Genomic DNA, 24,252 nt, shown 5'->3' with positions numbered 1-24,252 from the left:
CCGCATCCCTTCGGCGAAGGGGCTGTCCCGGCTGTCACTCCGACGGTGACGCACCGAGCATTGAGTTCACGCACGTAATGCCAAGAGCGGAGGGCCAGGGAGGACTGGGCAATCTGATCGAAGACGCCGAGGCGTCAAAGCTTCGGCATCCGGCATACCGAAGGGCGCTGCGCTCGTATGTGGACTGATGAAGCGCGCCGGGCTGTCTCGCCCGGCCTCGAGCTGTGTCCGCCCTTGTTATCCGGCAGTGTGGGGAGCGGTCGACCAGCGGGGGCAGGTCTGTCGATATGGCTTGCCCGGCAGATACTGATGCCACTCACTGCGGGTGAGATTTCGCGATGCGATCGAACACAGCCGCTCGGTGACTTCGGTAGCAACGGTGCTCCACAGGACGGGATCCCAGGTATCGACGCGACCATGGCTGTTGATGGTGACCAGCCGCTGTCCATCGGCGTTGAACGCCACACCTGCGAGACGGGCCCGGGTCGTCACGGTGGGACCAAGGGGTCGCTGGGTCGTCACGTCGAACAGTTGCAAGCCGTCGTCGCCCACTGCGGCGATGGTTCGGCCGTCGGGAGAGAACGTCACCTCCCGCACCGCGGAACTCATCGACATGGGCTCCCCAATGGCTGCTCCGGCGGTTACGTCCCACAGGCGGACAGATCCGTCGTCCCCGCCGGAAGCGATACGCGTTCCGGTGGGATCGAATGTGACACTCAAGACGGCACCGGTGTGCCCGGTGAACGGCCGATCCGGGTTGAGTGGCCGCAGGTACTTGTTTCCGTCACCGCCTCGGACCACCTTCCAGACGCTGATGTCTCCACCGAAACCAGCCGATGCGAGCAAAGTCGACTGCGGATTGAACGCGACGGTCCAGACCACGGCTTTGTCACGGCGCATGGATGGCTTCCACTCAGTGCCGTGGCGAGCGTCCCACAGACGGATTCGACCGTCCGTGACGCCGCCGCCCGACGCGAGAAGACTGCCGTCTGCGTTGAGTGCGAGGCTGGAGACATCGTCCATCTGCCAGCCCGGTAGGAGCCGTTCATCTCCCGGGTGCCACAGGGACAGCCGGCGGTCGTAGTCCAGGATCGCGGTAGTTCTTCCATCCGGGCTCACGGCAACCGTCTCGATGTACTTGGGTACCGGAATCTCAGTCGGCGTACGCTTCGGCAAGTTCCACGCTCGGAGCCTGCCCACTGCGACGGAAACGATACGCGTGGGATGCGCTCCGCTCATGGAGACAGTCGCAGCCAGGTCCTTGTCGAATCCAATGGAGAAGGGCTCGTTGTGGAGCGAAGTGCTGAGAGGTAAGGGATGGGCGATGTTCCAGATCACCACGACTCCCCGTCCTTTGATGGCCAACTGATGCCCATCAGGGCTGAACTCGGCACCGTCCACCTTGATCCCGGCCGGCTGCACAGCACTCGGTTTCAGTGAGGGAAGGTCAAAGAGCTTGAGCAGCGCGTCGTCGGTCACTGCGGCCAAGCGGGTACCGGATCGGTCGAAGTCGAACTCGCCGACCACCGAGATGTCGGGCTGCTTGGAGTGGGCCAAGCGGCGGCCGGTCTTCGTACTCCATGCGGCGAGGTCGCTTTCGCCGCTTCCGCTCAATGTGATGAGAGTCTCACTGTCGGGCGTGAAAGACGATTGGAATTGAAAGACTTCCTTGGGCATCAGCCGCCGTGTGGAAGGAGGGTTGTCTTCGTGGGTGGACCATCGCGCAAGGAGGCCTTCGCAGTAGACGACGAGGGTATCGGCATCCGCAAAACCGATCGACGTTTCACAGGAGCCGCCCACTAGACGACGGTGAATTCCGGTCGGCCGGCTGCCCGTGAGATCCCACAAGGCGACATGACCACCAGCACCATTTCGACTCGAGCGACGACGGAGTGCCGATGAAGATGAGCGCGTCGGTGCTCCGTATTTGTGAGAACAGTTCCTCGCGCCACTGGCTGCCGACACGGAGTCCGTCATGTGGGTCGACGTCGAGGAACAATGACGTGAAGCCCCAACTCTGCAGGCGGGTGTGCAGATCTTCGGCTGATCGCTCATCTTCGTGCGCGTGGCTGATGAAGAAAAAAGCCATGTCGCTACCCGTGTCCGAGTCACCTCGCTCTGAGAATAGCCCACGGGCTGCTCACCGAGAGCAGTCCCGTAGATGCTGCCGGACATGACTGCAGAGATGGCGGTCGCCCAGGATCTCTCCTGGACGCTCGCGCGTTCCCCCCGCTTCGCGAGACGTGCGGACTCACAGCGGCTGGCACAACGAGGTGAGCTGTCGGTGGGTGATCAGGCAGCAGGCGGGATCGAGGCACGCTTCGTCGCTGAAGGGCGGCACACCGCGGGCACGGATCTCCTTGCGGTAGCGGCACCGCATCGAGCAGCGGCAGGAGCTGGGTGACATCGTTGAGGTTGCCGCCGGTGAGCAGGACGGCCAGCGGGGTGCCGTGTCCGTCGGTGATGAGATGGTGTTTCGAGCCGCCCGGCCCCGGTCGGCCGGCGACGGTCCCGTGTGGGGACCCCCCTCTTCTTACCGCCCTGATATGGGCGGAGCCGACCACACAGCGGGACCAGTCCGGCTTCCGGCCGTCGTTGAGCTCGGCGAAGCAGGATCTCGTGCAGCCGCTGCCAGACCCCGGCCTTGTTCCAGTCCCGCAGCCGACGCCAGCACGTCACGGCCGAGTGGCAGCGGCACGCGCGCCCGCGTCGGTGTACCGAGCCGGAAAGACACTGCCCGGAACGCGGCTCCCTGCGGAAGATGAGCAGGAGAGCGAGAGAGCAAGAGAGCAGGAGCCGGCGGGCCTTGCTCACCTCCCGTGCGCCCGGCCGACAGCGGAAAGGCGAGGCCATGTTCACCGCCTACGTGACCGTCACCGTCCTCACCGTCCTGGCCAACGCGGTCATCGCCGCCGCGGACTTCGCAAGGGCCCGGTTCGTGCTTGCCAACATGGCGGAGGTGGGCGTCCAGCGGGCCTGGCTCCCGTGGCTCGGCGTGCTCAAGGCCGCGGGAGCCGCCGGTCTCCTGCTCGGGCTCATGGGCGTCCCCGTCATCGGTGTTGCCGCCGCGACGGGGCTCGTCCTGTTCTTCGCCGGAGCGGTCGCCGTACACCTCCGTGCCCGTGTCCTCCACAACATCGCCGTGCCGGGCGCCTACTTGGGGCTGGCCATCGCGTCCCTCGTCCTCGCCGTCGCGCGATAGCGCCCCCAACCGAGGTCAGGGCGACGTACGTCCGTCCCGCCCGCCCAGGAGCGGCGGCTCGGCGAACCGCACCAGTTCCAGCGCCTGTTCGCGGAACCAGTCCCCCGCCTTGGGATCGACCATGCCGCGCTCCGGGTCCTCCGGTCCCTCCGTGCCGCGCAGGCACAGACCGTCGGACTCGCCCGGCGTCTTGATCCACAGCCGGGCGTCCTGCAGCGGATCGCCGGTCCGCAGCGTCGGGCGGGCGCCGAGGCCCCGGCCGGGCGGGTTGCACCAGTCCTGCGGGTCGGTGTACTTGCCGGCGGGCGGGGTCCACGTGCCCCGGCCGTTGCGGCTGGAGTCCGTCACGAAGTGCTTCATGCGCGAGGCGGGTACGTCCACGTTGGCGTCCAGCCATGCCTGGGCGTCGGCCCGCGGCCAGTACTGGTTCGGGCAGTCGGCGACCGCGCCGCCCCCGTCGACGTACGCGAGGCAGGACGAGATGAGCCTGCCGTACCAAGAGTTGGCGTCGTCGGTCTGATAGTTGGAGGTGTTGGTGTAGAAGCCGGTGGCGCGCTCGACGCCGCCCTTGATCAGTCGCGGCACGATGGACTCGACGCCGTGCCAGCCGGGGTGCCCGGTGTCCAGGTAGACCCGTACGCCGGGCAGCGGCTCCAGCTTGTCGACCGCGTAGTTGACCTCGGTGTAGCGCGCTGCGGTCAGCGTGCCCTGCGCGTCGTCCTGGCCGCAGTCGGCGGGGAGCAGGGCCAGCGAGTCGGGCTCCAGGGTCACCATCGCCGCGTGCCCGCGGATCCCGCGCGCGACGGCGTCGATCCACTCCTTGTACTCGGCGGTGTTGGCCGCCCCGCCCGCCGAGTAGTTGGCACAGTCACGGCCGGGCACGTTGTAGAGCGCGAACACCGGCACGGTCCCCTTCCGTGCCGCGTCGCGCACGACACCGCGGGCCAGCCGTTCCACCTCCTCGGCCGTCTGGCCGTCGTACCAGACCGCCTGCGGGGTGTGCGCCATGGCGAGGATGCCCGCCGCGTCGCGCAGCTGACCGGCGCGTACGAGGTCGTAGGCCTGGCGGTACGCCTCGGGGTTGGCGTCGGGAACGTAGAGGGACCGGCCGCGGCCGACGGACTCGGCACCGGCGCCGACGTCGGCCCCGGACTGCGGAGCATCGGACTCGGCGGCGGTCACTGCGGGCGCGCAGAGCAGGGACGCCAGCCCGAGGGCCAGACCGGCGAACCATGTTCGGACACGTCTCATGGGGGTTGGCTCCTGAGTCGCAAGGGTCACGAAGGAACGGGAGGGAAGTATTGGGAGCGCTCCCACAGGAGACTTACGGACCGTCATGTCTGCGTCAATACACATGACACGACGAATCGGACCACCGAGTCTGCGCCACCTACACCTCGCGGGCGAGGCCGGCGATGGACCGGCCGTCCAGGTATGCGGCTCGCACATCGCCGGTCTTGCCGGACGGGACGGAAGGGCGGCGTCCGCCCTTGTCGCGCTTGGCTTCGGCGGCCCACAGCCCGTCGTACGTCAGCTCACGCCGCAGGTCGCCCCCGGTGCCATAAACGGGCCGGGCCGGGTAGCGGCGCGCCCGGCCGGGGCGCTGAACGAACTGCGCGCCGAGGACGGCGTCACGTCATGGCCTGGTCGAACTCGGCCTGACTGAGGGCGGGATGGGGCAGGGGCGTGGGGCGGCCCCGGTCGTTGCGGAGGCCGTCGAGGATGAGGGTGAGGTAGCGCTTCCACAGGCCGGGGGCGGAGTCCCGGCCGTGCCGGGCCACGGCGTCGAGCATCAGCTGGACACCGTGCGCGGCCTCGTGTTCGGCCCCGACACGCAGTTCATGCGTCCGCTGAACCACATCATCGCCGCCACTGTCATGAACCGTTCCGTCTCCGCCCGCTTAAGTCGGCCTTAAACGCTCATTAAGCGATCAGCTGCGGGTCTTATGGCGTCAAGTAAACGCAGTTCAGAGCTGGTTGGGCCACAAACCGGGCAGTTGGTCGCCCTGTCACCTGTCCGTAGCATCGGGGCCCCACGCCCCCCACTCCACCCCCCACTCCACCCCCCATTCCACCCCCCACGGAACTTCCCCACAGACAAGGTGTGTTCAGTCATGGCTGCTCATCGCGCACGCCGGTGGTCCCTCGGCGGGCTCGTCCTGCTGCTCTCCACCGCGGTCGCCGCCGCCTTCGCCCTCATCACGACGGGACCGTCCGCCGACCGGGCCGACGCTGCCCCTGCCGCGCTGACCTGGTCCGACGAGTTCAACGGCGCCGCCGGCAGCGCCCCGGACGCCAGCAAGTGGACGCTGGAAACCGGTGGCTCCGGCAACGGCAACCACGAGCTGCAGTACTACCGCAACAGCAGGGACAACGCCGCCCTCGACGGCAACGGCAACCTGGTCATCACCGCCCGCAAGAACACCGACACCGGGCTCCAGTGCTGGTACGGCACCTGCCAGTACACCTCCGCCCGCCTCAACACCGCCAAGACCTTCACCCAGGCCTACGGCCACTTCGAGGCGCGCATCAAGGTGCCCCGCGGTCAGGGCATGTGGCCCGCGTTCTGGATGCTCGGCAACGACCTGGGCACGGCTGGATGGCCCAACAGCGGTGAGATCGACATCATGGAGAACGTCGGTCACGAACCCGGCACCGTCCACGGCACCATCCACGGCCCCGGCTACTCCGGCGGCAGCGGCGTCGGCGCCGCGTACACGCTCCCGGGCGGCAAGTCCTTCGCCGACGACTTCCATGTCTTCGCGGTCGACTGGAGCCCTCAGTCGATCACCTGGTCCGTCGACGGCACCGCCTACCAGACCCGCACCCCGGCCGATGTCGGCGGCAACAAGTGGGTCTACGACCACCCGTTCTTCCTCATCCTCAACCTCGCCGTCGGCGGCGACTGGCCCGGCAGCCCGAACGCCGGTACCGCGTTCCCGCAGACGATGACCATCGACTACGTACGCGTCTCGGCAACGGGTGGCGACTCCGGAAACGGCGGCACCACCCGGACCGGCGCCATCAAGGGCATCGGCGGCATGTGCGTCGACGTCGCCGGCGCCTCGAGCGCGGACGAGACCCCGATCCAGCTGCACAACTGCACCGGCGTCGACGCGCAGAAGTGGACCCTGGGCAGCGACGGCACCGTACGCGCCCTCGGCAAGTGCCTCGACGTACGCGCCGCCTCCACCGCGGACGGGGCACCCGTGCAGCTCTACACCTGCAACGGCACCAAGGCCCAGCGGTGGGCCTACACCTCCGCCCACGACCTGACCAACATCGGCGCGGACAAGTGCCTGGACGCCGTGGGGAACTCCTCCGCCGACGGCACGCGCCTGCAGATCTGGACGTGCACCGGCGCCGCCAACCAGAAGTGGACGGTCGGCTGACTCCGCCCCCCACCGAGACCGTGCCCGGCGAGCTGTCATCGGCCGGCGGGCTCCATGACGGGTCGGTGCGGAGTCGCGACGCGGGCCCATGTGCGGCACGTCATCGGACATGGTGAAGGGCCGGCTCGGGAGAAGTTCCCTCCCGAGCCGGCCCTTCCGCCTGCGCCCCGGCAGGACTCGAACTCGCGGCACCTCAGCGTTGAGCGTCTGGGTGTGTTGGTGTACGCCCTCGTCGACGACAGGTACAGATGTCGGCCCCTACATGCTCAGCCTGCGACTCAGTCACCCGAGTGGCCCCAGAAGCGAATCTCCTGCGGGGTGCCCTCGGCGTCGTGCAGTACCGCGCATCTTCCGATCCACCGTGACCGGGGAAAGACATCGAAGTCCTTGACGTGCGCACGCGTCAGCTTGTCGGTACCCAGCAACTCGCGGGCCTCCTCAGCCGTCACGGGTTCTATGGTGTTGTAGTCCGGGGTGTCCTCAGGCCCCACGACGCGGAAGACGTCCAGGATCGAGTGTGTGCCGGCTTCCTGGACCAACTCGTCCGCCCACAGTTCCTCCAGCGACCGCGGCCGCGGTTCGCGGTCGTCCTCCGGTCGCCAGGTGTCGCCGTTGACCCACTAGTAGTCCCCCGCCTCGAACACCTCGCGCCGCAACTGCTGCAGCGCAGCGTTCAGGTCCTCCTGGTACGGCACGTAGTAATCCCAATCCGAAGCACCCATCAGTCCTCGTCTCCCTCTCGTCTCTCCGGGTCGGTGGAAGGTAGCAGCCGGGTCTGACATCCAGGCCCTCGACTCGGAGGAGCTGCGATCATCTGACGGCCATACGGGCGCTGAGCTGCGCAGACGGCACCAAGGGAGTCTCCCTGGGATCGGTTGCTCTCATGTGCTTCCCCGCTGTTCACCGCTCGATCCGGTGCGCTTGTGGTGCGCTCCTGGTTGTCCGGCACACGGCGGTGCCCAACGCTTCTCGGCCTGGAGACCGCACCCACCACCGGCGCCCGGTCGAACACGTGTGGGGCACGGATGGGGCACGATGACCTGAATCAACAGACTCTTCCATCCAGCTGAAGGAGAGAGGGCACAGTGGTGATGCCGTTGATGGGCGCGCTGGCTCTCATCAGTCTGGCTACTGCGGCGGCGGGCATCGTGGTCGTTGTTCTGATGCTGAACGTTCCGCCCCTGTCCCCATCCAGACTCTGTTCAGTTCTCCTTCTGACCCTCGGTTCTTCGGCAGCAGCCGTGTACTGCTACGGCTGGTTCTCCGTCACCATGGGAGGGCCCTTCCCCGAGTTGTGCGGGAACCGGAGCGTTTCCGGTGCCGACTTGGCAAGCATCAAGCAGGAGTACTGGCCTCTCCGCAGCGCCTGCGTCTACTCCGACGGTGCAACGATGGAGCACATCCCCATGTCGATCAACATGCTCGTCTGTGTGCTGGCAGCTCTTGCCATCGTCGCGGCCTGTGCCGGCGCGATCCTGCACCGACGGGCCCGGTCATCATCTTCAGCGTTCTCATGACAGCCCGGCCGATCCCGCCGTAGCAACCGCAGTGGGGCTCGGCGGGGGCCCTTGAACCAGCGGAGAAGGCCGTCACTCATTCAACGGACGGCGCGACCACGCTGGTCCCTCACCGACGCTGATGTTCTGACGGCCCACCTCGAAGTGGCCCCGAGGAGCCAGACAGCTGACCAGAACCACTCCGAGGACCGGTCACTTCCGCCAGAACAGGTGGTGCGTCACGCCGCTCGGGCTGGGGACGACCTCCAGGTGGAAGCGGTCGCGCAGTTCGTCGGGGGACTCCCAGAGCCGTAGTCCGGACCCGAGTTTCACCGGTGAGACCACCACATGCATGGTGTCGACGAGGTCGGCGTCGAGGAACTGCCGGACGGTGGTGACTCCGCCGCCGAGTCGGACGTCCTTGCCCTGCGCCGCCCCCCGGGCCTGTTCCAGGACCGTGGCCGGGTCGCCGTCGACGAAGTGGAACGTGGTGTCGGAGAGCGTGAACGACGGACGCTTGTGGTGGGTCATGACGAACACCGGAGTGCGGAACGGGGGCTCGTCGCCCCACCAACCACGCCACTCGTGGTCCTGCCAGGGGCCGCGCTGGGGCCCGAACTTGTTGCGGCCCATGATCTCGGCGCCGATGTTGCGGGCGAAGTCCCGAGTGAAGTAGTCGTCGAGACCCCGGCTGCCCCCGGGATCGGTGCGCATGGGCCAGCTCGCCGTGGCGCCGGCCCAGGTGAACAGCCTCCCCGCGTCGGCGTGGCCGAACGGGTTCGTGAGGCTCTGGTCCTCACTGGCACCGGCACCGATTCCGTCGCTCGAGACGTTGAAGTTCTGGACCCTCAGTAACTGAGTCATGTGTCCCTCCCGTGGTTGTCGACAATGCTGGGGAGACTCTCCGGGCGAGAAAAAATCATCGCTGAGGATGTTCTCCTCGTGTTCTCCTCCGGGAGCTGAGCTTCCCGGCCTGGTCACCGCGTCGCCCGTGGTCAGGCTCAGTGCACGGAGAACCCGCCGTCCACGAAGATCGCCTGCCCGGTCACGTAACCGGAGGCCCCGCTCGCCAGGAACACCGCCGCCCCGGCGAAGTCCTCGGCCAGGCCGTTGCGGCCGACCATCGTGCGCGCGGCCAGGGCCGCCACCTTCTCCGGGTCGGACGACAGCCGGGCGTTGAGCGGGGTCATGACGAAGCCGGGCACCAGGGTGTTGCAGGTGACGCCGTGGGGCGACCATGCCTCGGCCTGGGAGCGGGCCAGCGACTCCAGCGCCCCCTTGGAGACCCCGTAGGCGCCGCTCTGGACGAAGGCCCGGTGTGCCTGCTGGGAGGTGATGTGGATGATGCGTCCGAAGCCGCGCTCGGCCATGCCGGGCCCGAACCGCTGCCCCAGCAGATAGGGCGCCTCCAGGTTCACCGTCATCGTGGTGTCCCAGTCCGACTCGCTCAGCTCGGCCATGGGCGGGCGCAGGTTGATGCCCGCGCTGTTGACGAGGATGTCGGGTTCGCCGAACGCCCCGGCCGCCTCCTCCGCCGCCGCGCGTATGCCGTCACGGGTGCTCAGGTCGGCGCTCACCCAGGCCGCGCGGCAACCGTCGGCCGTCAGTTCGTCGACCGTGGCGGCCAGTTCCGGCTCCCTGCGCGCGATGATCACCACGCTCGCTCCCGCGCGCGCGAGAGCCCCGGCGATGGCCCGTCCGATGCCGGAACTGCCGCCCGTGACGACGGCGACCCGGCCGTCCAGCGAGAACAGTTCGGAGAGGTAGGTGTGCGAGATCATGACCGCAGCTTAGGCAGGACGGCCGACAGCCTCGGACGGCCGTCCCTGAATTCGGTGTCGATGCGCTCCACTACGGCCGATCATGGAGGCATGACCGTCCAGCCACCGATCAGCCGACTCAGCCTCCGGCACGTCATCCCCCACCCCCTGGCCATCGAGCAGTGGGCAGAGGTGCGCCCGTTGATCGACGGGCGGGATGTGCTGTGGGAGATCCATCCGGAGGGGGTGTCGAGCTGCTGCCGCCGGGAGATGGCCGGTCCCGCCGAGAAACGTCCGCTGACGGCCACGGAGGAACCACGAGAGGTCGAGCTGTCCAACAATGACTGCTTCACCGGATGCTGCGGCGGCGTCTTCGTCACGATTCGCCGCCGGGGCGACCGAGTGATCTGGTCGTCCTGGCGAAACACCAACGACATCCGGGTGCCCGTCCCTGCCGACGTCCACTTCGACGCAGCCCAGTACGACGCCGAACTGACCCGAGCTGCGGCCGACCACAGCTGGGAGAAGCCGGTCGATACCGTCGCCCGCCTGCTCACACAGACCTTCGCGGACAGCGGCTGGTTCGCACGGTGGGACTGCGTCCTGGGGAGTGTGACCCCTCGACGCGAGGAGCCGGAGGCGGTCGAAGTGCTCTTCAGCGACGCGGACGATCCGCGAGGGTGTCCTGCCGACTTCGTCTACGAGCTGCTGGTCACCTGGCACGAACCCGCCGAGGAGCAGGCACGACGGTTCGCGGCGCGCATTCTCGCGGACGACCCTCGGAGGACTGCCGAGGTGTGGGATCCGGCGATCCGATTGCGGCGGCGTGGTATCGGGTGAGGCTCGGGTCCCGACCTGTTCCTGTACTCCAGGGCCCCCGGGTCCCTGCGGCCGACGTTTCCGGCCGGGAACCGCTGTTCAAGCCGCAGCGGTCGAAGTCCTCCACGACGGCAACCGTGTCGTCGGCGGAAGCCCGCGCGACACCGGCCTCGCCGTGGCCGACGGCACCACGCGCGACGTCGGGACGCGCTGAGCTCTGCCGCCGGTGCCGCGGGTCACGTGCTCCCGCGGTCCTCACGGCGGCGGCTTCGCGTGGTCAGCCATGTGCCGCCGACGATAAGCAGCGCGAAGCCCGCCAGGCCCACGTCAAGGTGACTCGGCTCCTTTTCGGGAGGCGGACGGAGATGAGGGGCACACCCGCAGGCGTACCTGCCGGCCCGGAAGCCCACCCAGGCGGACGCCCCCGGCTTCTCTTCTTCCGTCATGGCCGTCACCGTAGGTCGGCACGCCCGACTCACACGCCCGGGACCAGCGGTTCGGCGAAGGACTGTCCCGTAAGTGATCCTGCCCTGCGATGATCTTGACCGTGTCAGGTGTGATCACGGCGTCCGAGTCGTCCTGGACAGCCCCGTTTACCGGGCTGAGCCCGCGCGCCTTCAGCAAGTTGGTGACACATCTGCCTCGTGAGGGTGCCGACGCCCCGGCCCGGAGGCGGCCGTGGAAGCTGTCGCTGGAGGACCGGGTGCCGCTGGTCGTCGCGTACTGGCGGACGAACTTGACGATGCGGCGACTGGCCCCGCTGTTCGGGGTGTCGAAGTCGGCCGCGGACCGAGTGATCGACGACATCGGCCCGAGGCTCGCGCTGCATCCCCGCCAGCGGTTCGCCAAGGACGCGGTGCTGATCGTGGACGGCACCCTGGTGCCCACCCGGGACCACAAGGTCGCCGAGCAGTCGAAGAACTACCGCTGTTCCACCAACCACCAGGTCGTCATCGACGCCGACACCCGCCTGGTCGTGGCGGTCGGCCGGCCGCTGCCGGGCGATCGCAACGACTGCCTGGCCTGGGCGGAGTCCGGCGCCAAGGCCACCGTCGGCAACACGATGACCATCGCCGATGGCGGCTACCCAGGAACCGGGCTCGTGATGCCGCACCGCCGCCGCAAGGGAGAGGATCTCCCTGACTGGAAAAGGCCCACAACAAGTCCCACAAGCAGGTCCGCCCGCGTCGGGCATGCCTTCGCCCGTATGAAGGCCTGGAAGATCCTGCGCGACTGCCGTCTGAGGGGCGACGGCGTGCGCCACGCAATGCACGGCGTCGCCCGCCTGCACGACCTCGCTCTCACGGGATGACCGCGCCGTATGCGGGATCTGAGAGGCCCACCGGAGACGGCTCCCCGCCTCGCAGTCTCGGAGGAGACTCAGTCGAGGCAGAACTCGTTGCCCTCAATGTCCTGCATCACAATGCAGGACTCGTTCTCGCCGTCGGCACGCATCGTTCGCACATGTACCGCGCCGAGCCCGACCAGTCGTGCGCACTCGGCCTCGAGTGTGGCAAGGCGCTCCTCACCCACGAGCCCGATACCGGCCCGCACATCGAGATGCAGCCGGTTCTTGACGACCTTGCCTTCGGGAACTCGCTGGAAGAGCAGGCGCGGACCCACACCCGAGGGATCAGTGCACGCGAAGTAGATCACCTGCTCCTCGGGCGGCAGCGAGCGGTGGTACTCCTCCCACGTGGCAAAGCCCTCCGGGACCGTCGGTACGACGTACCCCAGCACCTCACACCAGAAAGCGGCGAGGCGCGCAGGTTCCGCGCAGTCGAAGGTCACTTGGAACTGCTTGATCGTTGACATCGGCGCACCCTACCAAGGGTGCCCCGCTGCCCCTTTCCCCAGGTGGATCCCCATGCCGCCGAGATGTCGACCCAACCCCGCCGAAACCTGATCCGGATCGGACACCAGGTGATCAAACCGAACAGGCCACGAGAACGACGCACCCCTGGCGCGTAGTTGCCTGCCGAAGATCAGTTACGGGACAGCCTTGAGCCTTACCAACTCCAACGCCTGCTCCGCAGCCAGTCCCCCGCACAACGTTGTCCATGCCGTGCTCCGAGTCCTTCGGTTTCTCTGGCATCGTTCACTTCTCCAGGAGAGCACGCACCGTCTTATGACGCTCACGGCACTCAACGGAAATATCCGAACACAGCGCCTGAACGAGGAAGAGGCCCCTTCCTGATTCGACATCGTCAGCGGGCGGTGCGCCGGGAAACGTCGGCAAGGCGCAGGGACTCTCGTCCGAGACCTCAATGACGAGTCCACCATTGCTCAGCGCGGGATCGGAGTTCCGGCTCACAACAGACGCTTCCACCGGCTATGCAGCAGCACGTACGGATACCTTGAGCAGTTCGCACGACAAACAGCGCGTACTGCTCCACCTGTATCTCGCGATCAGGGACCTGCGAGCAGGCGACACCGACGAAGCCTTCCGCACCGCGAACGGCGCCCTCGCAGAAGGCATCCGGCTGCGCTCAGGAAAGATCGTGGACAAGGCCCGCCGCTTCCGCAGCGCCTGCACAGGCGCCCATCGGTCCGCTGCGGTGAGGAAATTCGACGACCTGATCCACTCCTCATACCTGTAAGGATCACTGACAATGCGTGTGGGAATCACCGGCCATCGCGGCCTGCCTACCGAGGTCGCCGTTCGAGTCCAGGACCTGCTGACCGAACAGCTCAAGGCCTACGATCCGCGAGACCTGACCGCCATCAGCTGCATCGCCGACGGACCCGACTCATGGTGGGCCCGTATGGCCCTCGGCGTCCGTGCCCGCCTCGAAGTCGTCATTCCCGCCACCGAGTACCGCGACGGGCCCCCTCCGGACCACCATCCTGTGTACGACGAGTTGCTCAACCGCGCGGACGAGGTTCACAAAACCGGCATGACCGCATCCACCTCCGAAGCTCATCAGGCCGGAAGCGAGCTCCTTGTCGGCCTCTCCGACGAAGTCCTCGCCGTCTGGGACGGCCTCCCCGCCCGCGGCTACGGCGGCACCGCGGACGTCGTCGCCTACGCACGTCGCGTCGGCGTCCCCGTCACCGTCCTGTGGCCGAAGGGTGCCTCGCGTTGATCGCATGTTCCTTTCACGCGTCCCAATCCGGAACTGCCGCCCGTCACCACGGCGACCCGGCCGTCCGGCGAGAACAGTCCGGAGAGATAGATGTGCGATCTCATGACCGCACCCTGAAGCGTGGTGCAGAGGGCATGATCGGGCCGCCCGGAGCGGTCGGCCGGTCTGTCCGCCCAGGTCGCGCGGGCGAGCCAGGCGACGGGGAGGCGGCATGGTCGACCGGTCACCTTCCGTCCAGCTCCCACACCCTCATGTTGCCGTCGTCACTGGCTGCCGCGAGAAGCGTGGCGTCGTGGTTCAGGGTGAGCCCGGAGATGACGTGCAGCGGATCGTGACCTGTCAGTTCGTCGCGGTGGCTGCCCGTGTGGGTGTCCCACAGGTGGATGTGCCCGCTCGCGTGGGCTGTGGCGAGCAGCCGGGAATCACTGCTGAAGGCCAGTGCTTCGAGGGCGGCGGCGTCGTACCGGTAGACATCGATCCTCCGTGTGGATCGTCCCGTTGCCCAGTCCTGTAGCACGACCCTGGGGCGCAGACCGTCCGAGTCGTCGAGATCTTTGGCGAGGAGGCGGCGGTCGGGGCTCAGCAGAGAGAATCTGTTGCTGCCCGGGCAGCCGTCCGGGCTGTGGTCGGCGCTGGACGAGATGACGCGACCGGACTCCAGGTCCCATACATGACTGGCTTCGCATGTGTCGAGGAGGACCGCCGGGTGGCTGTCGCCGACCCATGAAAGATCCTCGTACCAGTCGGACGGCAGCTCACCGAGCCGTTCACCGGTCCGGAGATCCGCCACCTCTGCGTGATCGGCCTCCAGCGCCCGGAGTTCCTTCCGTACAGCGGGTGCGGAGAACCGCTGTCCCAGGTCTGTGATCAATTGCTGCCGGACAGCCGGCCGCGATGTGTCCGGACGGTACGTCTCCATGTTCCACCGGCTCAGCCGCTCGCCGTCGCTCGCGAGCAGGGTGTCGTCGTCGAACCGCAGCACGTGGACATCGTGGTCGACGAGGAAGTGCGCCGTGGACGAGTCGTCCTGGGAAGTCGCGTACCCGGAGAGAACGACGGCCAGTACGGCGGCCGTCGCGCTGACGGACGTCCCCAGCAGTCCGGGCCAGCGCCTCCGGACCGGCCCGCCCGGGGAACGGAGGGAATCACCCGTGCTGACCGGCAACCGGGAAACCAGTGTTTCCTGCAGCCGGATGTGCCGGAACTGGTACTGCCCGCCGGACTGCCGGAGCACACCCCGCGCACGGGCGTCGGCCAGGAAACCCATCAAGCGCCAGGGCAGCCAGCCCCGTGCCGCGGCCGCCAGCCGGAGCAGCACGAATCTGGTCCACGCCCGGGAGAGCAGCACGAGCAGCGCGGTGACCAGCCCGGGAAGCAGGAAGCACTGCGTGAGGAACACGACCAGGGGCGGGCTGCCATCGGGTGGGTGATAGCCGAATTGGGATGCCTCCCGACGCATCCGGGCCGTCAGCAGGTCGGCCAGCGGCGGCTCGTGGTGCCAGCCGTTCACCCCGGTGAGCAGGACGTCCACCGCCCACCGGCACAGCACCAGGCAGGGAAACGCCCCCGCACCGACGACCGCGCCGGTGGCCAGCGCACCGACGAGCGCCGAGCGCCGGTCGTCGCGCAGCGAGCCGGCGGGATCCGCCTGCGCCGCATGCCCGGGAGGGGCGTCCAGACACTCGTGCACCGCGAGGCCGCAGCCGATGATCAGCACGAGGGCCAGTGAGATCATCACAGCGTCGTGCAGAAGTGCCACCTGGTCCGTTCGCCACCCGTCGTTCGCGGCGAACAGGGCCATGCCCCAGGCGATCGACCCGGCCGGGAACAGGGTGAGGGCCAGCCCCGTCCGGAAACCCTTGCGGAACCGGGGAATCGCGCCGCGCCGTGCGAGGGACAGGCGGCCCGGCGGCCTCCCGGCCGTTCCGTACCAGATGAGCATGGTCAGTACGGCGAAGCAGGCGCCGAGCAGGGCACCGACGGCAAGGACGTCGAAGCCGCCCTCGCCCGCCATGCCGAGGGACGACATGGCGACGACGGCGAGCACCCAGAAGAAGGCACCGAACGCCAGCCCGATCCCGGGACCCGCCCAGGGCGAGCGCAGCCGTTCGCTCATCAGCCACCAGCTCAGGTCGCGTTCGCGGTGGCGGTGCAGATACAGGGCCAGAAAGGTCAGCCACTCACGGGCCTTCTGCGGGTCCGGGCCCGTGCCGCCTTCGCTGTCCGCCGGACGGCCGGACGGCAGCGGGTCGGACGTGTAAGCGGCATCCACGAAACGTTCGGTGAGGTGGTCCTCCACCGCGTGGCGGCTGCCGAAGCGGGTGGCGTCGGCCAACTCGCCCGGCTCACCGCCGCATCGCTCGTAGACCGTGCGGGCCAGCGAGATCATCAGCGGTGTGGACAGGGCACGGGCCAGCGAGCTGTCCGGAGCGGTCCTGAGCTGCTGGTACACCGGTTCCCAGTCCGTGCCGTCCGGCCAGGACACATCCGTCAGATAGCGGACGGCGTCCTCGGCTCCGACCGGTGTGATCTCCACGACGGGAGCCCGATGGAGCGCGGGGGAGCCGGCCCGCAGCACATCCTCGTACTCCACCGAGCGGCAGGTGAGAATGACCGGGCGCTCCAGGCCGAGCGCGTGGTTCAGGGCTCGCACGGCTGTCCGCCGGGCGGCCTCGGGGATCTCGTCGAGTCCGTCGAGCACGGGAAGCAGCAGCCCGTGGCGGAGCAGGGTGTACGGGATTTCCGTGCGGCCGGCGTAGTACGCCTCGGCCAGCCTCCGCACCAGCCAGTCGTCCAGCGACGTACAAATGGGATCCCAGGTCGACACGGGAACCAGGACCGGCACCGGGCCACCGGGTTCCCGCCGCCCGTCGGCCAGCAGCCCCAGGGTCAGCATCAGGGCCAGCACGGTCTTGCCCGCGCCGGGCTCGCCCAGGACCACAAGGCGCCCGCTGCCGACCCGTCCGTACCCGGCGGCGAGCCGGTCCGCCGCATCGTCGAACTGCCCGTCGAGGCGTCCGTCCAGGCGCAGCCTCACGACCCGGGCCGGCTGCCCCGGGGCCGTCGGGTACGACCCGGCCTGCCGGGCTCCCGGCACCTGGCCGCCGAAGCCCCGCCCGGCATCCGGGATCGACTGCCCAGAGGGCACGAGAGCCCCCAGTCGATCGCTGACGTCACGCTCGGTCGCCGACCATTCCAGCGGCAGTACGCGGGGGTTGCGCAGGTTGCGCGACTCCGCTTCCCTGATCCACTGGTCCCGCAGGGTCTGGGCCAGATCGTCCGCCAGCGCGGCCGGGCCGGGGGGCGGCGCGGCGTCCCCGCGCAGGAAATCCGCCACGGACACGGCCAACCCGGCCGCCCCGATGAGGGCCCCGGCGATACCGGCGATCTCGTTGCCCCGGGTCGCCCCCTTCGACAGGGACAGGACGACTATGCCCAGACTCACCAGCCCGAGCGCCACGAACAGTCCGGTCCGTACGCGCCGGTCCGACAGGCGATTGCTCGTCCACACCATGCGGCCGAGCATGGCGGGGAGCTGACAGCGATCTCCGGCAGGCGCGGAAACGTCCGTCAGGTGGGTGACACCGGGCTCCGGGTTGACGGTCGCCGAGGTGACCGCCCCGTCGTTGTGGCCCCGGCTGTGGCGTCCCGTCGGTCCGATCCGATCGGTCAGCGGCCGGGATCGGTCAGCGCGCGGATCAGGCCGCGGACCCCACCCGCCGCGCCCCCACAGCCACCCCGTCGTGGTGGATCGGCGTGTGCGCCCCGGTCAGCGGCACCCCGCTGCCGCCCCGCCGGGCCGCCACGATCTCCGCCGCGATGGACAGGGCCGTCTCCTCCGGCGTACGGGCCCCGAGGTCGAGGCCGATCGGGGACCTGAGGCGCGCCAGCTCCGCCTCCGTCACGCCCACCTCGCGCAGTCGCTCGTTGCGGTCCAGGTGGGTGCGGCGGGAGCCCATCGCGCCCACGTACGCCACGGGCAGGCGCAGCGCGAGCTTCAGCAGCGGTACGTCGAACTTGGCGTCGTGGGTGAGGACGCACAGCACCGTACGGGCGTCGGTCTCCGTGCTCTCCAGGTACCGGTGCGGCCACTCGACCACCACCTCGTCCGCCTCCGGGAAGCGGGCCGCGGTCGCGAACACCGGGCGCGCGTCGCACACCGTCACCCGGTGGCCGAGGAATTTCCCCACCCGTACCAGCGCCGACGCGAAGTCGATCGCGCCGAAGACGATCATGCGGGGCGGCGGGACGGACGACTCGACCAGGACCGTGAGCGGTGCTCCGCAGCGCGAGCCCCGCTCACCGATCTCCACGGTGCCGGTGCGGCCGGCGTCCAGGAGGGCGCCCGCCTCGGCCGCCACCGTGCGGTCCAGCTCGGGGTGGGCGCCGAAGCCGCCCTCGTACGAGTCGCCTCCGTACGCGGCGTCCGCCGGGCGGACCAGCAGCGCGCGCCCCAGCAGGTCCGCCGGGCCGGAGACGATCCGTGCCACCGCCACCGCCTCGCCCCGCGCGGCGGCGGCCAGTGCGGCCTCCAGGACCGGGCGGGCGCGGTCCCCGGCCCGTACCGGCGTGACCAGGATGTCGATGATTCCACCGCAGGTGAGGCCCACCGCGAAGGCGTCCTCGTCGCTGTAGCCGAAGCGTTCCAGGACCGGCTGTCCGTCCTGGAGCGCCTGGGCGCACAGGTCGTAGACGGCGCCCTCCACGCAGCCGCCGGAGACCGAGCCGATCGCCGTACCCTCGGCGTCCACCGCGAGGGCGGCGCCGGGCTGCCGGGGCGCGCTGCCGCCGACGGCCACCACCGTGGCCACGGCGAAGTCGCGTCCCTGCTCGGCCCACCGGTGCAGTTCTGCGGCGATGTCCAGCATCTCGGTCTCCTTGTCCGGTGCGGTTGCGTGAAGGGCCTCTCGGGGGGCGGTCAGTGCACGCCCAGCCAGCTCTCGATCGGGTTGAGGGCGAAGAAGACGACGAATACCACCGTCAGCGCCCACATGAACGCCCCGATCTCGCGTGCCCTGCCCTGGGCGATGCGAATCGCGACGTAACTGATGACGCCGGCCGCGACGCCCGCGGTGATGGAGTACGTGAACGGCATGATCACCACTGTCAGGAAGACGGGGACCGCCGTGGCCCGGTCGGCCCAGTCCACGTGCCGGGCGTTCGCCATCATCATGGCGCCGATCACGACGAGCGCGGCCGCGGCCACCTCGCCCGGGACGATCGCCGTCAGGGGGGTGAAGAACAGGCAGGCCGCGAAGAAGAGGCCGGTGACCACCGAGGCGAGACCCGTCCGTGCGCCCTCGCCCACACCGGTCGCCGACTCGACGAACACGGTCTGCCCGGAGCCGCCCGCGACGCCGCCGATCGCTCCGCCCGCGCCGTCGATGAGCAGGGCCTTGGAGAGGCCGGGCATCCGGCCCTTGTCGTCGGCGAGGCCTGCCTCGGTTCCTACGCCGATGATGGTGGCCATCGCGTCGAAGAACCCGGCCAGCACCAGAGTGAACACGATCATGCCGACCGTCATCGCGCCGACCTCGCCCCAGCCGCCGAACTCGACGTCCCCGAAGAGCGAGAAGTCCGGCATCGACACCGCGCTGCCGTGCAGCTCGGGCGCGCCGCTCGCCCACTGCTCAGGGTCGACGACGCCGGCCGCGTTGAGGATCACGGCCAGGACGGTGCCCGCCACGATGCCGATCAGGATCGCGCCGGGGACGTTCCGGGCCTGGAGCATGAAGATCGAGAGGAGGGTGGCGGCGAAGAGGAGGACCGGCCAGCCGGTGAGCTCCCCGGCCGGGCCGAGGGTGACGATCGTCCCCTCGCCCTGGTGCACGAAGCCCGCCTTGACGAAGCCGATCAGGGCGACGAACAGGCCGATGCCCATGGTGATGGCGTGCTTGAGGGCCAGCGGGATCGCGTTCATGATCATCTCGCGCAGGCCGGTGACGACCAGCAGCATGATGACCACGCCGTACATCACGCACATGCCCATGGCCTGCGGCCAGGTCATCTCGGGGGCGACCTGCGAGGCGATGACACCCGACACCGACAGGCCGGCCGCGAGGGCGAGCGGCACCCTTCCGACGAAGCCCATGAGGAGGGTGCTGACGGCCGCGGCGAGCGCCGTCGCGGTGATCAGCCCCTTCTGGGCGAGGGTGTGCCCGGCCGCGTCCTCACCGGACAGGATGAGCGGGTTGAGCAGGAGGATGTACGCCATCGCCATGAAGGTCGTGACGCCTCCGCGCACCTCGCGCGCGACCGTGGATCCTCTCCGGGATATGTGGAAGTACCGGTCGAGCCAGGACCGGCCGGCCGGAACGCGGGTTCCCGCGCCCGCGTCCTCGGCGGTGGTCTCCGGCTTCAGTGACTGCTGGGTCATTGGGCCTGCTCCCAAGGTTCAAAGGGGCACCCGCGGGCCGCCGCCGGCTGTGCGCCGACGGCGGTGACCTGCGGGATTTGGGACGGTGCCCGACCCGGGGGACGGCCCGAGACGAACGGTTGCTGCCCGTAGCGGCGGGCGTGGAGCGGGGACTGCGCGGTTACGTGTACGTGATCACGCGGTTCCCGTGAGGTGCTCGGGCCGTACCGGCGTCCTGTTCAGCTCCAGCCCCGTCGCGTTCCGGATCGCCGCGAGGACGGCCGGGGTCGACGACAGGGTGGGGGCCTCGCCGATGCCGCGCAGCCCGTACGGGGCGTGCTCGTCGGCGAGTTCGAGCACGTCGACCGGGATGGTCGGCGTGTCGAGGATGGTGGGGATGAGGTAGTCCGTGAAGGAGGGGTTCTTCACCTTCGCCGTCTTCGGGTCGACGACGATCTCCTCCATGACGGCCACGCCGAGCCCCTGAGTGGTGCCGCCCTGGATCTGGCCGACGACGGAGAGGGGATTGAGCGCCTTGCCGACGTCCTGGGCGCAGGCCAGTTCGATGACCTTCACGAGGCCGAGCTCGGTGTCGACCTCGACGACCGCCCGGTGTGCGGCGAAGGAGTACTGGACGTGGCCGTTGCCCTGGCCGGTGCGCAGGTCGAACGGCTCCGTGGGCCGGTGCCGCCACTCCCGCTCGAGCTCCACGGCCTCGTCGCCGAGTACGTCCACCAGGTCGGCGAGCGCCTCGCCGGCGTCGGTGACGACCTTGCCGCCCTCCAGGAGCAATTCGGCGGTCGCCCAGGCCGGGTGGTACGTCCCGAACTTGCGGCGCCCCATCTCCAGCACCTGCTCGCGCACCAGCTCGCAGGCGTTCTTCACGGCGCCGCCGGTGACGTACGTCTGGCGCGAGGCGGACGTGGAGCCGGCGCTGCCCACCTGGGTGTCCGCCGGGTGGATGGTCACCTGGGTGACGCCCAGCTCGGTGCGGGCGATCTGGGCGTGGACGGTGACGCCGCCCTGGCCGACCTCCGCCATCGCGGTGTGGACGGTCACCACCGGTTCGCCCGCGACGGCCTCCAGGCGGACGCGCGCGGTGGAGTAGTCGTCGAAGCCCTCGGAGAAGCCGACGTTCTTGATGCCGACCGCGTAGCCGACGCCTCGGACGACGCCCTCGCCGTGCGTGGTGTTGGACAGGCCGCCCGGGAGCTGCCGTACGTCGGCGCCCTCGCTGCTCTCCCACTGGCGCTCGGGCGGCAGGGGCATCGCCTTGACGCGGCGCAGCAGTTCGGCGACGGGGGCCGGGGAGTCGACGACCTGGCCGGTCGGCAGGAGCGTGCCCTGCGACATGGCGTTGCGCTGCCGGAACTCGACCCGGTCCATCCCCACCGCGTCCGCCAGCTTGTCCATCTGCGCCTCGTACGCGAAGCACGCCTGGACGGCGCCGAAGCCGCGCATGGCGCCGCAGGGCGGGTTGTTGGTGTAGAGGGCGATCGCCTCGATGTCGACGTCGTCGACGACGTACGGGCCGACGCCGAGCGAGGAGGCGTTGCCGACGACGGCCGGGGACGCGGAGGCGTACGCGCCGCCGTCCAGCACGATGCGGCACTTCACGTGGGTGAGCTTGCCGTCGCGCGTCGCCCCGTGCTCGTAGTGCAGCTTCGCCGGGTGGCGGTGGACGTGGCCGAAGAAGGACTCGAAACGGTTGTAGACGATCTTGACGGGCTTGCCGGTGCGCAGCGCCAGCAGGCACGCGTGGATCTGCATCGACAGGTCCTCGCGGCCGCCGAACGCGCCGCCGACGCCGGCCAGCGTCATCCGTACCTTGTCCTCGGGCAGGCCGAGGACGGGCGCGATCTGGCGCAGGTCGGAGTGGAGCCACTGGGTGGCGATGTACAGGTCGACGCCGCCGTCCTCGGCCGGGACCGCGAGGCCCGACTCGGGGCCGAGGAAGGCCTGGTCCTGCATGCCGAAGACGTACTCGCCCTCGACGATGAAGTCGGCCCTCTCGCGCGCCTCCGCCACGTCGCCGCGCACGATCGGCTGGCGGTGGACGATGTTCGGGTGCGGGACGTGGCCGATGTGGTGGTCGGTGCGGTTCTCGTGGATGAGGATCGCGTCGGGGGCGGTCGCGGACGCCTCGTCGGTGATGACCGGGAGTTCGCGGTACTCCACCTTGATCTTGGCGGCGGCGCGGCGCGCGGTCTCCGGGTGGTCGGCGGCCACGATCGCGACCGGCTCGCCGTGGTGGCGGACCTTGCCGTGGGCGAGGACCGGGGTGTCCTGGATCTCCAGGCCGTAGTTCTTCACCTCGGTGGGGAGGTCGTCGTATGTCATGACGGCATACACGCCGGGGGTGGCGAGGGCCTCCGCCGTGTCGATCGACACTATGTCGGCGTGGGCCACGGTGGAGCGCAATATATGGCCCCACAACATGTCCTCGTGCCACATGTCGGACGAGTACGCGAACTCGCCGGTAACCTTCAGGGTGCCGTCCGGGCGCAGCGTCGACTCGCCGATGCCGCCCTTCGTACGGGACCCCTGGGTGATGTTGGCGGGCAGACCGGTCGTACCCATGCTCACGCCCCCTCGGACTGCCGGGCGGCCGCCAGGCGGACCGCGTCCATGATCGTTTCGTAGCCGGTGCAGCGGCACAGGTTGCCCGACAGGGCCTCGCGGATGTCCGCGTCGGTCGGGTCGGGGTTGCGCTCCAGCATCTCGTCGGCGGCGACGAGCAGGCCGGGCGTGCAGAAACCGCACTGGACGGCGCCCGCGTCGATGAACGCCTGCTGGACCGGCGCGAGTTCGACGCCCTCGCCGGTCTGCGAGTCGGTGCCCCGGGCGCCCTGGGCCGACCACCGCCGGGCCTCGTCGAGCGACGTGCCGCCCGACTCCGTACCGCAGGCGCCCGCCTCACAGGCACCCGTCCCACAGGACCGCTGCGCGGCGTACTCCGCCAGCCCCTCGACGGTGACGACCTCGCGGCCCTCGACCTGCCCCGCGGCCACCAGACATGAACACACCGGCACGCCGTCGAGCCGTACCGTGCAGGACCCGCACTCCCCTTGCTCACAGGCGTTCTTGGAGCCGGGCAGGCCGAGGCGCTCACGCAGGACGTACAGCAGGGACTCGCCCTCCCACACGTCGTCCGCTTCCTGCGGGCGGCCGTTGACGGTGAAGTTGACGCGCATCAGGCAGCTCCCTCGTTGGTGCGGCGGGTGCCGCGGTACGACTCCCAGGTCCAGGTCAGCGTGCGGCGGGCCATGACGCCGACCGCGTGGCGGCGGTAGCTCGCGGTGCCGCGGACGTCGTCGATCGGGTTGCAGGCGGCGGAGCACAGCTCGGCGAACCGCTTGGCGACCGACGGGGTGACGACCTTGCCGTTGTCCCAGAAGCCACCCTCCTCCAGCGCGGCGTTCAGGAACTCCTCGGCGGCCGTGGCGCGGACCGGGGTGGGAGCGGCCGAGCCGATGCCCGTGCGGACCGTGCGGGTCTCCGGGTGGAGCGCGAGGCCGAAGGCGCACACGGCGATGACCATGGCGTTGCGGGTGCCGACCTTCGAGTACTGCTGCGGGCCGTCCGCCTTCTTGATGTGCACGGCGCGGATCAGCTCGTCGGGTGCGAGGGCGTTGCGCTTGACGCCGGTGTAGAAGTCGTCGATCGGGATCCGGCGGGAGCCGCGCACCGACTCGGCCTCGACCTCGGCGCCCGCGGCCAGCAGCGCCGGGTGGGCGTCGCCGGCCGGGGAGGCGGTGCCGAGGTTGCCGCCGACGCCGCCGCGGTTGCGGATCTGCGGGGAGGCCACCGTGTGCGCGGCGAGGGCGAGGCCCGGCAGCTCGGCGCGCAGCTCCTCCATGATCCTGGTGTACGGCACCGAGGCGCCGAGCCGTACGCTCTCCTCGCCGACCTCCCATTCGTAGAGATCTCCGATGCGATTCAGGTCGAGGAGGTACTCGGGCCGGCGGTGGTCGAAGTTGATCTCGACCATCACGTCGGTGCCGCCCGCGATCGGTACGGCGGTGGGGTGCTCGGCCTTCGCGGCGAGCGCCTCCTCCCAGCTGGCGGGGCGAAGGAAGTCCATGACCGGCTCTCTTCTGCGTCTCGTGAGGCGTGCGGGAAGGGCGGCGCCGAGCCGGACG

22 protein-coding genes and 2 pseudogenes are annotated in these 24,252 nt (G+C 69.4%); 7 read left to right on the top strand and 17 right to left on the bottom strand.

Annotation, left to right across the window (positions count from 1 at the left end):
- Nucleotides 1-237: 237 nt before the first annotated feature.
- The 3 genes and pseudogenes from IE242_RS29970 to IE242_RS29960 all read right to left on the bottom strand — a co-directional run.
- The gene (locus tag IE242_RS29970; RefSeq protein ID WP_189864816.1) at nt 238-1,800 is read right to left on the bottom strand and encodes a WD40 repeat domain-containing protein; all 1,563 of its coding nucleotides are present in this window, start codon (nt 1,798-1,800) and stop codon (nt 238-240) included.
- On the bottom strand, nt 1,784-2,089 hold the full coding sequence (locus IE242_RS39335) for a toll/interleukin-1 receptor domain-containing protein (protein WP_189864814.1): 306 nt from the start codon (nt 2,087-2,089) through the stop codon (nt 1,784-1,786). The genes IE242_RS29970 and IE242_RS39335 overlap by 17 nt, the downstream gene beginning before the upstream one ends.
- A 268-nt stretch (nt 2,090-2,357) precedes the next feature.
- Nucleotides 2,358-2,691: pseudogene (locus IE242_RS29960) on the bottom strand (transposase); the annotation flags it as partial.
- 160 nt (nt 2,692-2,851) lie between these two features.
- On the opposite strand from IE242_RS29960, the gene IE242_RS29955 reads away from it, so the two are divergent.
- Complete coding sequence (locus IE242_RS29955; protein ID WP_189864812.1) at nt 2,852-3,202, top strand: DoxX family protein; 351 nt, start codon at nt 2,852-2,854, stop codon at nt 3,200-3,202.
- Nucleotides 3,203-3,217: 15 nt separating this feature from the next.
- On the opposite strand, the gene IE242_RS29950 is transcribed toward IE242_RS29955, so the two are convergent.
- Nucleotides 3,218-4,453: a glycoside hydrolase family 6 protein gene (locus IE242_RS29950; RefSeq protein WP_189864810.1), complete on the bottom strand. Its 1,236-nt coding sequence runs from the start codon at nt 4,451-4,453 to the stop codon at nt 3,218-3,220.
- A gap of 380 nt (nt 4,454-4,833) precedes the next feature.
- Nucleotides 4,834-5,061 (bottom strand): hypothetical protein, encoded by a 228-nt coding sequence (locus IE242_RS29945; protein ID WP_189864808.1) that lies wholly within the window; start codon nt 5,059-5,061, stop codon nt 4,834-4,836.
- Nucleotides 5,062-5,316: 255 nt separating this feature from the next.
- Here IE242_RS29945 and IE242_RS29940 point away from each other — a divergent pair, with 255 nt between their 5' ends.
- Nucleotides 5,317-6,594 carry a glycoside hydrolase family 16 protein gene (locus IE242_RS29940; RefSeq protein ID WP_189864806.1) on the top strand — a complete coding sequence of 426 codons (1,278 nt, stop codon included), beginning with the start codon at nt 5,317-5,319 and terminating at the stop codon, nt 6,592-6,594.
- 278 nt (nt 6,595-6,872) lie between these two features.
- Here the strand turns inward: IE242_RS29940 and IE242_RS38145 are convergent, their stop codons facing one another.
- Nucleotides 6,873-7,043, bottom strand: a complete 171-nt coding sequence (locus IE242_RS38145; protein ID WP_229859622.1) for a hypothetical protein — start codon at nt 7,041-7,043, stop codon at nt 6,873-6,875.
- 636 nt (nt 7,044-7,679) lie between these two features.
- Between IE242_RS38145 and IE242_RS29930 the strand changes: the two genes are divergently transcribed.
- On the top strand, nt 7,680-8,111 hold the full coding sequence (locus IE242_RS29930; protein WP_189864804.1) for a hypothetical protein: 432 nt from the start codon (nt 7,680-7,682) through the stop codon (nt 8,109-8,111).
- Between the two features lie 192 nt (nt 8,112-8,303).
- On the opposite strand, the gene IE242_RS29925 is transcribed toward IE242_RS29930, so the two are convergent.
- A complete protein-coding gene (locus tag IE242_RS29925) occupies nt 8,304-8,954 on the bottom strand; it encodes a dihydrofolate reductase family protein (protein ID WP_189864802.1) in 651 nt (216 codons plus the stop codon).
- A 137-nt stretch (nt 8,955-9,091) separates the two neighbouring features.
- Nucleotides 9,092-9,871, bottom strand: a complete 780-nt coding sequence (locus IE242_RS29920; protein WP_189864800.1) for an SDR family NAD(P)-dependent oxidoreductase — start codon at nt 9,869-9,871, stop codon at nt 9,092-9,094.
- 90 nt (nt 9,872-9,961) lie between these two features.
- Between IE242_RS29920 and IE242_RS29915 the strand changes: the two genes are divergently transcribed.
- Nucleotides 9,962-10,690: a hypothetical protein gene (locus IE242_RS29915; protein WP_189864798.1), complete on the top strand. Its 729-nt coding sequence runs from the start codon at nt 9,962-9,964 to the stop codon at nt 10,688-10,690.
- Between the two features lie 514 nt (nt 10,691-11,204).
- Nucleotides 11,205-11,981 (top strand): transposase family protein, encoded by a 777-nt coding sequence (locus IE242_RS29910; RefSeq protein ID WP_373299624.1) that lies wholly within the window; start codon nt 11,205-11,207, stop codon nt 11,979-11,981.
- A 68-nt stretch (nt 11,982-12,049) separates the two neighbouring features.
- Here IE242_RS29910 and IE242_RS29905 read toward each other — a convergent pair whose 3' ends face one another.
- Both IE242_RS29905 and IE242_RS39330 read right to left on the bottom strand, forming a co-directional pair.
- Nucleotides 12,050-12,484, bottom strand: coding sequence for a VOC family protein (locus IE242_RS29905; RefSeq protein WP_189864794.1), 435 nt, complete (start codon nt 12,482-12,484; stop codon nt 12,050-12,052).
- Between the two features lie 283 nt (nt 12,485-12,767).
- Nucleotides 12,768-12,983 (bottom strand): ATP-binding protein, encoded by a 216-nt coding sequence (locus IE242_RS39330; RefSeq protein WP_373299622.1) that lies wholly within the window; start codon nt 12,981-12,983, stop codon nt 12,768-12,770.
- 43 nt (nt 12,984-13,026) lie between these two features.
- On the opposite strand from IE242_RS39330, the gene IE242_RS29900 reads away from it, so the two are divergent.
- Together IE242_RS29900 and IE242_RS29895 are read left to right on the top strand one after the other, a co-directional pair.
- Nucleotides 13,027-13,269 carry a hypothetical protein gene (locus tag IE242_RS29900; protein WP_189864792.1) on the top strand — a complete coding sequence of 81 codons (243 nt, stop codon included), beginning with the start codon at nt 13,027-13,029 and terminating at the stop codon, nt 13,267-13,269.
- Nucleotides 13,270-13,281: 12 nt separating this feature from the next.
- Nucleotides 13,282-13,755: a hypothetical protein gene (locus tag IE242_RS29895; protein WP_189864790.1), complete on the top strand. Its 474-nt coding sequence runs from the start codon at nt 13,282-13,284 to the stop codon at nt 13,753-13,755.
- Between the two features lie 17 nt (nt 13,756-13,772).
- Here IE242_RS29895 and IE242_RS38140 read toward each other — a convergent pair.
- The 7 genes and pseudogenes from IE242_RS38140 to IE242_RS29865 all read right to left on the bottom strand — a co-directional run.
- A pseudogene (locus IE242_RS38140) lies at nt 13,773-13,859 on the bottom strand (dehydrogenase); the annotation flags it as partial.
- Nucleotides 13,860-13,978: 119 nt separating this feature from the next.
- Nucleotides 13,979-17,269 (bottom strand): NACHT and WD40 repeat domain-containing protein, encoded by a 3,291-nt coding sequence (locus tag IE242_RS29890; protein ID WP_189864788.1) that lies wholly within the window; start codon nt 17,267-17,269, stop codon nt 13,979-13,981.
- 184 nt (nt 17,270-17,453) lie between these two features.
- Nucleotides 17,454-18,623 (bottom strand): XdhC family protein, encoded by a 1,170-nt coding sequence (locus IE242_RS29885; protein WP_189864786.1) that lies wholly within the window; start codon nt 18,621-18,623, stop codon nt 17,454-17,456.
- Between the two features lie 50 nt (nt 18,624-18,673).
- A complete protein-coding gene (locus tag IE242_RS29880; RefSeq protein ID WP_189864784.1) occupies nt 18,674-20,131 on the bottom strand; it encodes an NCS2 family permease in 1,458 nt (485 codons plus the stop codon).
- Nucleotides 20,132-20,305: 174 nt separating this feature from the next.
- A complete protein-coding gene (locus IE242_RS29875; RefSeq protein ID WP_189864782.1) occupies nt 20,306-22,690 on the bottom strand; it encodes a xanthine dehydrogenase family protein molybdopterin-binding subunit in 2,385 nt (794 codons plus the stop codon).
- Between the two features lie 2 nt (nt 22,691-22,692).
- Complete coding sequence (locus IE242_RS29870) at nt 22,693-23,304, bottom strand: (2Fe-2S)-binding protein (protein WP_189864779.1); 612 nt, start codon at nt 23,302-23,304, stop codon at nt 22,693-22,695.
- On the bottom strand, nt 23,304-24,194 hold the full coding sequence (locus IE242_RS29865; protein WP_189864778.1) for an FAD binding domain-containing protein: 891 nt from the start codon (nt 24,192-24,194) through the stop codon (nt 23,304-23,306). The genes IE242_RS29870 and IE242_RS29865 overlap by 1 nt, the downstream gene beginning before the upstream one ends.
- Nucleotides 24,195-24,252 lie beyond the last annotated feature (58 nt).

It is taken from the genome of Streptomyces poonensis, from assembly GCF_014650915.1.
GTDB classification, from domain to species: domain Bacteria; phylum Actinomycetota; class Actinomycetes; order Streptomycetales; family Streptomycetaceae; genus Streptomyces; species Streptomyces poonensis.
This window is presented reverse-complemented; position numbering and strand designations above follow the sequence as displayed.

Excerpts from the sequence above, each read along its gene's own strand:
- IE242_RS39335 (WP_189864814.1), bottom strand. The coding sequence starts at position 2,089 with ATGGCTTTTTTCTTCATCAGCCACGCGCACGAAGATGAGCGATCAGCC.
- IE242_RS29955 (WP_189864812.1), top strand. The coding sequence starts at position 2,852 with ATGTTCACCGCCTACGTGACCGTCACCGTCCTCACCGTCCTGGCCAAC.
- IE242_RS29950 (WP_189864810.1), bottom strand. The coding sequence starts at position 4,453 with ATGAGACGTGTCCGAACATGGTTCGCCGGTCTGGCCCTCGGGCTGGCG.
- IE242_RS29940 (WP_189864806.1), top strand. The coding sequence starts at position 5,317 with ATGGCTGCTCATCGCGCACGCCGGTGGTCCCTCGGCGGGCTCGTCCTG.
- IE242_RS29925 (WP_189864802.1), bottom strand. The coding sequence starts at position 8,954 with ATGACTCAGTTACTGAGGGTCCAGAACTTCAACGTCTCGAGCGACGGA.
- IE242_RS29920 (WP_189864800.1), bottom strand. The coding sequence starts at position 9,871 with ATGATCTCGCACACCTACCTCTCCGAACTGTTCTCGCTGGACGGCCGG.
- IE242_RS29915 (WP_189864798.1), top strand. The coding sequence starts at position 9,962 with ATGACCGTCCAGCCACCGATCAGCCGACTCAGCCTCCGGCACGTCATC.
- IE242_RS29910 (WP_373299624.1), top strand. The coding sequence starts at position 11,205 with ATGATCTTGACCGTGTCAGGTGTGATCACGGCGTCCGAGTCGTCCTGG.
- IE242_RS29905 (WP_189864794.1), bottom strand. The coding sequence starts at position 12,484 with ATGTCAACGATCAAGCAGTTCCAAGTGACCTTCGACTGCGCGGAACCT.
- IE242_RS29895 (WP_189864790.1), top strand. The coding sequence starts at position 13,282 with ATGCGTGTGGGAATCACCGGCCATCGCGGCCTGCCTACCGAGGTCGCC.
- IE242_RS29890 (WP_189864788.1), bottom strand. The coding sequence starts at position 17,269 with ATGGTGTGGACGAGCAATCGCCTGTCGGACCGGCGCGTACGGACCGGA.
- IE242_RS29885 (WP_189864786.1), bottom strand. The coding sequence starts at position 18,623 with ATGCTGGACATCGCCGCAGAACTGCACCGGTGGGCCGAGCAGGGACGC.
- IE242_RS29880 (WP_189864784.1), bottom strand. The coding sequence starts at position 20,131 with ATGACCCAGCAGTCACTGAAGCCGGAGACCACCGCCGAGGACGCGGGC.
- IE242_RS29875 (WP_189864782.1), bottom strand. The coding sequence starts at position 22,690 with ATGGGTACGACCGGTCTGCCCGCCAACATCACCCAGGGGTCCCGTACG.
- IE242_RS29870 (WP_189864779.1), bottom strand. The coding sequence starts at position 23,304 with ATGCGCGTCAACTTCACCGTCAACGGCCGCCCGCAGGAAGCGGACGAC.
- IE242_RS29865 (WP_189864778.1), bottom strand. The coding sequence starts at position 24,194 with ATGGACTTCCTTCGCCCCGCCAGCTGGGAGGAGGCGCTCGCCGCGAAG.